This is a genomic window from uncultured Mucilaginibacter sp. (assembly GCF_903893715.1).
GTDB lineage: Bacteria > Bacteroidota > Bacteroidia > Sphingobacteriales > Sphingobacteriaceae > Mucilaginibacter.
In genome coordinates this window covers 1-6,223 of record NZ_CAITNG010000046.1, presented here as the reverse complement: position 1 = coordinate 6,223, position 6,223 = coordinate 1, and the positions used below count along the sequence as shown (strand labels likewise).

Sequence of the window (6,223 nt, the reverse complement as noted above, 5' to 3'; positions counted from 1 at the left end):
GCCGAAATTAGCGGCCACGCTTACTACAGGGCCAATAAATACGAAACAAACTTGTTGAGTAGCACTAATGACCCTCGTTTGAGCCGTATATTTGCCGCAGGCGCTTCTGCCGGTACCACCATCAATGGTAACGTGTTGGGCAACGATGCAACTAACGTAACCAATGCTACTGCCGGAACTTTCGGCCCTGGTATATTGATTGCACCAACCATGCCTGCCGTTTTATTATCGGGTGCGGAAGGTTGTTTCCTTCTTTCGGAAGGTGTATTGGACGGCATAGTGGCAGGTACTACTGCTTCTGTGCCTTCGCCGGCAACTGCTGTAGGCGCCCAATATTACTATGAGCATGGTATCAATGCTTCGTTCGCTGCTTTAGGCGTACCTTCAGCATCGGCTGCAGCATTAACTTACTACACTCAATCGCTTGCAAACATCAATTGGAACTTCTCTAACGGTTCGTTCGCTGCAGAACAACAAGCTATTATTGTACAAAAGTACATCGCGCTTTCGCACTATGGCTGGTTCGAAATTTACAACGAATTCAGAAGGACAGGCTATCCAAACAACTTGCCACGCTCAACAGCAGCCGGCGCATTGGGTACAGGCCCTGTACCTAACAGGATATACTATCCAAGCACCGAGTTCACAAATAACGCGGCTAATGTGCCTACCAATATAGATGCGTTTACTTCGAAGATTTTCTGGGCACAATAAATATTTAAATGATAAAGAAAATGAAAACAAAAAATTTAAATAAAATCATAGCAGCGGCAATCCTTGCATTGTCTACGCTATCGCTTAGTTCGTGCTTGAAGGATAGTTCCTTCATCGACTTGTCGACTACGCCGAATGTGGTGGATATGCCAATGTCGGGCCCGGCATTCTTTGGTAACGATGCGATTGTTGCAGCGGGTATCGACACGTTGAAGTTTGCAGTAGAGCTTTCTTCTCCAAATACCTTGTCATCGCCGTTAAGCGTAACCGTTGGTGTCGATAACACCATTGTTACTTCGTATGATGCGGCTAACCCATCAATAAATTATCTGCCGTTCCCTTCAAATTCGTATACATTTCCTGATGTAACAATAACTATACCGGCAGGTCAGCGCGTTGTTTACTTAAATTGCGTAATCAACAGGAATATGTTGAGCCCGTCATCAAGTTATATGCTGGCGATGTCGATCAAGAGTGCCCCTGGTGCTACCATTAGTGGTAACTTTGGTGTACATTATTACCACGTTATCGGTAACGATTTCGCTGGTTCGTATACATGGGATTATCGCAGGTGGCAAAATGGTACAGGCCCGGGCGCAACCAATATCCCACCGGATATTACAGGCCTTGGTCAATCAGGTACCATTTATCCTATTTCGCCAACTGAAATACAAATGCTGACCGGCTATAACGGCACAGGTGTAAATTACGATATCACCTTTACACGTTCAGTTAGTGGCAGCACGGTAACTTACTCAAACTGGTCTGTGCAATTCCTGCCTGGCGATCTTGCAAAATGGTCGGCAGCAGGTATCAGCAACATGGTGCCGCCTAAGTTTACCGTACCTCCGCCGGCAACCAACGCATCGCCAAAAGTATTCGAAATGAATTACGTTTCGGGTGGTGCTTCGGCCAGGTATATCGACGATACATACCATTGATAATTTAGCATTATCACATAATAAAAAAAGCCGCTCCAAATTTGGGGCGGCTTTTTTGTTGCCAGAAAAAAAAAATCGGGCCCTCACTTTTTATCTACACTATAACTACCCGGTCCTACAAATAAAAGGCCTAAAAAAACAACCCCATCCTCAATGGCGTGGCTGGCGGCCATTAAACCTTCGCCGCTGTAGGTGAATAATGCTGCAACCACCATATTGATGAGCAACAACAAACAAACCGGGCGGAATGCCAAACCGATAACTAATAAAAAACCGCCAAATGTTTCGGTGCACGCCGACAGAAAACCCCATACCACAGGCAGAAAATGTATTCCTATCAATTTTGCCGCGCCACCAAGTGCCGTCCATTTATGGGGCCCGCCCAGTAGTTTAGGGTAACCGTGATAAACAAACATTACACCCAAGCCAACGCGCATAAACAGCAGGCCGGTGTTTTTGTACTTTCCGAGTTTTGATAAAAAAGCCATTTTAAATGTATTTTGCGTTTATACGATGCGATTGAACAGACAAATTCAGTTTTCTGCCTAAAATGAGCGCCCGGTTATCGGGTATATGCCCTGCGGGGAAACCAAAACATACAGGATAGTCATAATCTTTTACAACCTCCATCACTATTTGTTCAACGGTTTGCCCAAAGGGGATATCGTTATCCTTTGTTTCGGTAAAACCCCCAACAATAAGCCCGGCCAGATGGCTTAGTTTGCCCGCCCGTTTTAGGGTGCGCAGCATGCGGTCAATCGCATAAAGGTATTCGCCCACGTCTTCAATAAAAAGTATCTTACCGTCATAAATATAGTCGGACACAGAGCCCAACATTGCCACGAGCAGCGAAAGGTTGCCACCAACCAAAATCCCTTCCGCGTTCCCTTCCCGATTGTCGGGATGGGTATTTAAATCGTAATTTACTGCATCGCCAAACAAGGCATTTTTAAGCGTTTTGAGAGACGTTGTCGATGCATCGGGAATAGTTACGGGCATTTGCCCGTGGATGCTTTGTATATCATAATTTGCCCAAATATGGGCATGTAACACAGTGATATCGCTAAAGCCAACCAGCCATTTTGGATTTTGCGAAAAATGCGTAAAATCCAGCTGGTCGATAATACGAATGGTGCCGTATCCCCCGCGTGCAGCAAATATGGCTTTGATACCATCGTCATCCAAAAACCGCTGCATATCGCGGGCACGCAATGCATCATCACCGGCAAATTGGTGGTACGATGCCGTTACAGTTTCGCCCAATACAACTTCCAGCCCCCACAATTCAAGCAGTGCTATGGCATCCGTCATGGGTTTGGGCAGTTTTTTTGCCGGGCACGTTATGGCAACTTTATCGCCGGGTTTTAGGTAGGGTGGCTTCATGTTAAATCAAAAGTAAAAAATAAAAATTCCGAAATCGTAAATCCGACATCCGACATCAAAAAGCTATCTTTGCCAAAATACATAATACCGCTTAAATAATTGGAACCACAAAAATATAAACGTTATACCATTACGGCAGCGCTACCCTATGCAAACGGCCCAAAGCATATTGGCCACCTTGCGGGAGCTTACATTCCTGCCGACCTTTACGCCCGTTATCTGCGTTTGCGGAAGCGCGATGTTGTTTTTGTATGTGGTAGCGACGAGCATGGCACCGCCATTGCCAACCAGGCCATGAAGGAGCATACTACGCCGCGAGCTATTGTCGACAAGTACCACGCGCTGATAAAAGACTGCTTCGAACAAATAGGAATTTCTTTCGATATATACCATCGTACCAGCTCAGACCTGCACCACCAAACCGCTCAGGATTTTTTTACCAACCTGAACGATAAAGGCATCTTTATAGAAAAAGAGGACGAGCAATATTATGATGAGCATGCCGGTGTATTTTTAGCCGACCGTTACATCATTGGTACCTGCCCCAACTGCGGTAACGAGAACGCTTACGGCGACCAGTGCGAAAAATGCGGTACCTCGTTAAGTCCGGAGGAATTGATCAACCCGCGCTCGACCTTAAGCGGCAATAAACCCGTTTTAAAACCAACTAAACACTGGTATCTACCTTTAGACAAATACGAGGACTGGTTAAAAGAGTGGATACTAAAAGGCCATGCCGACGATTGGCGCAGCACTGTTTACGGCCAATGCAAAAGTTGGATAGATGGCGGCCTGCACCCCCGCGCCGTTACCCGCGATTTGGATTGGGGCATTAAAGTGCCCGTAAAAGGCGCTGATGGCAAGGTGTTATATGTTTGGTTTGATGCGCCGATTGGCTATATATCGGCAACCAAGCAATGGGCCATTGATAACGATAAAGACTGGAAAATTTACTGGCAGGATAAGGAAAGCAAGTTGGTACACTTTATTGGTAAAGACAATATCGTGTTCCATTGTATTGTGTTCCCGGTGATGCTGAAAGCACACGGGGAGTTTGTATTGCCCGATAATGTGCCCGCCAACGAGTTTATGAACCTGGAAGGCGACAAAATGAGCACCAGCCGAGGTTGGAGCATCGAGATGGATGAATACCTTACCGACCTGCCCAACAGGGTTGATGAGCTGCGCTATTATTTGACAGCCATTGCCCCCGAAACCAGCGACAGCGAGTTTACCTGGAAAGATTACCAGGCACGTGTAAACAACGAACTGGTAGCTATACTCGGTAATTTTGTGAACCGGGTAATGATACTCATGCACAAGTTTTACGATGGTAAAATTGAAAGCGAAAGTGCAACCATCACTTTACAGGATGCGACCCTTGATACTGAATTAGGCAAGTTTTACGATGAGCTGGAACGGAATTTTGAAGGATACAAGTTCAGGTCGGCACAACAAACCATGATGGAAATAGCCCGCTTGGGCAATCGTTATTTGACCGAAAAAGAACCCTGGAAAACCATCAAGACCAACCCCGAAGATGCCAGGCTTGCGCTCCACAATTGTTTGGCGCTCATAGTCCATTTGGCCACATGCCTGCAGCCCTTTTTACCGGGCACCGCAAAAAAGATATTCGGTATGCTCAATTGGCCGAAAGATGTAGTTGGTTTTGATGAAGAAGTAGCCTTCGCTAAAGGGCATCAACTTAACCAATCATCATTACTGTTCGAAAAAGTGGAAGATGAGGTGATAGAACGCCAAATGCAAAAACTCATCGATAAAAAGTTAGCCATTGAAGGCCCGGTTGTAGTTGAAGAAAAACCAGCCATTCCCGCAAAGGAAAACATCAGTTTCGACCAGTTTGCAGCGATGGATGTGCGCATAGGCACTATACTGACAGCCGAAAAGGTGGCTAAAACCAAAAAGCTGATGAAACTCACGATTGATACAGGTATCGACCAGCGCACTGTCGTATCGGGCATTGCCGAACATTTCGAACCCGAGGGCATCATAGGCCAGCAGGTAAGTATACTGATAAACCTGGAACCAAGAGAAATAAAAGGCATCCTGTCGCAGGGAATGATATTAATGGCCGAGAACGCCGAAGGCAAACTGACGTTTGCAGCACCGGTAAATTGGATGCCCAATGGTTCGGTTGTGAGATAATGTTTTAATGAGCAAATGGGTAGATGTGTGTATGTGCAAATGACTTGTATCTTAATTTTACACATTCGCCAATAATTCGCACATTTGCACATTCAATAATTCGCATATTGATAGGGTCCCGTAGTTCAACGGATAGAATAGAAGTTTCCTAAACTTTAGATATGAGTTCGATTCTCGTCGGGACCACTAAAATCAATATCAAAACATGATAAAAGCCTGCAAATCAAATGATTGCAGGCTTTTGTTTTTTGGTCAAAACACCAAAATATGCACCAAATCACATTAAAAAAGTGAGTAATTCGGTGAGTACCATAAAGCAAAGTTACTACTCACCAAAAACGCTGTAAATTATTGACTACCAGCCAGTTAAATAATTGAACATCTTGATACCTATTAGTTGCAAGCATACATTTGTTTAACTTTTTAATGCTTGTAATCATGAAAACTAATTTCAATCTGCTCTTTTATTTAAAGAAACAAAAAGCTTACGTAGCAGGTACTATGCCTGTTTATATGCGTATTACCGTCAATGGCAAACGTTCAGAAGTGTCTGCCGGACGAGATTGTGAGCCATCAGGGTGGAATAACCACTCCGGGCGGGGCATCGGCACTAAATCGGAAGTAAGGGCTTTAAACAGTTACTTAGACACCCTGCAAGCCAAAGTAATGAACGCACACCAGCAACTAATTGGCGCAGGTGAAATTATTACCGCCGACAGGTTACGTAATCAATTTATTGGCCGTGCAGAAAAACCCTACTATATAGTAGCGTTATTTAATGAGCATAACGACCAGGTAAAAGCATTAATTGGCAATGGCTTTGTAGCCAACACCCTTAAAAGTTATCGCAGTTCCTTTAAGCACTTGTCGTTGTTTGTGCAGCATCAATATGGCATAGCTGATATGGATGTTAAAAGTTTGAACCATGCCTTTATTGTCAATTATGAATTTTACCTAAAAACGGTATGCAAATGCAGCGGGGTATCTGCCGCCAAATATGTAAAACACTTAAAAAAGAT

General features: G+C 44.6%; 6 protein-coding genes and 1 tRNA gene. 5 read left to right on the top strand and 2 right to left on the bottom strand.

Annotated features, from left to right (window positions below):
- Together QZX97_RS05870 and QZX97_RS05865 are read left to right on the top strand one after the other, a co-directional pair.
- A partial coding sequence (locus QZX97_RS05870) for a SusD/RagB family nutrient-binding outer membrane lipoprotein (protein ID WP_295648326.1) occupies positions 1–714 on the top strand: 714 nt, incomplete at its 5' end.
- Positions 715–734: 20 nt separating this feature from the next.
- Positions 735–1,655 carry a DUF1735 domain-containing protein gene (locus QZX97_RS05865; RefSeq protein ID WP_295648323.1) on the top strand — a complete coding sequence of 307 codons (921 nt, stop codon included), beginning with the start codon at positions 735–737 and terminating at the stop codon, positions 1,653–1,655.
- Positions 1,656–1,738: 83 nt separating this feature from the next.
- Here QZX97_RS05865 and QZX97_RS05860 read toward each other — a convergent pair whose 3' ends face one another.
- Both QZX97_RS05860 and QZX97_RS05855 read right to left on the bottom strand, forming a co-directional pair.
- Positions 1,739–2,143, bottom strand: a complete 405-nt coding sequence (locus tag QZX97_RS05860) for a DoxX family protein (protein WP_295648320.1) — start codon at positions 2,141–2,143, stop codon at positions 1,739–1,741.
- Between the two features lies 1 nt (position 2,144).
- A complete protein-coding gene (locus tag QZX97_RS05855; protein WP_295648319.1) occupies positions 2,145–3,038 on the bottom strand; it encodes an LD-carboxypeptidase in 894 nt (297 codons plus the stop codon).
- A gap of 99 nt (positions 3,039–3,137) precedes the next feature.
- Here QZX97_RS05855 and metG point away from each other — a divergent pair, with 99 nt between their 5' ends.
- From metG to QZX97_RS05840, 3 genes are all read left to right on the top strand, one after another.
- Complete coding sequence (gene metG, locus QZX97_RS05850) at positions 3,138–5,204, top strand: methionine--tRNA ligase (RefSeq protein WP_295648316.1); 2,067 nt, start codon at positions 3,138–3,140, stop codon at positions 5,202–5,204.
- A gap of 114 nt (positions 5,205–5,318) precedes the next feature.
- Positions 5,319–5,390 (top strand) — tRNA-Arg (locus QZX97_RS05845).
- 252 nt (positions 5,391–5,642) lie between these two features.
- Positions 5,643–6,223: phage integrase SAM-like domain-containing protein (locus tag QZX97_RS05840; RefSeq protein WP_295664462.1), on the top strand; the 581-nt coding region annotated here is incomplete at its 3' end.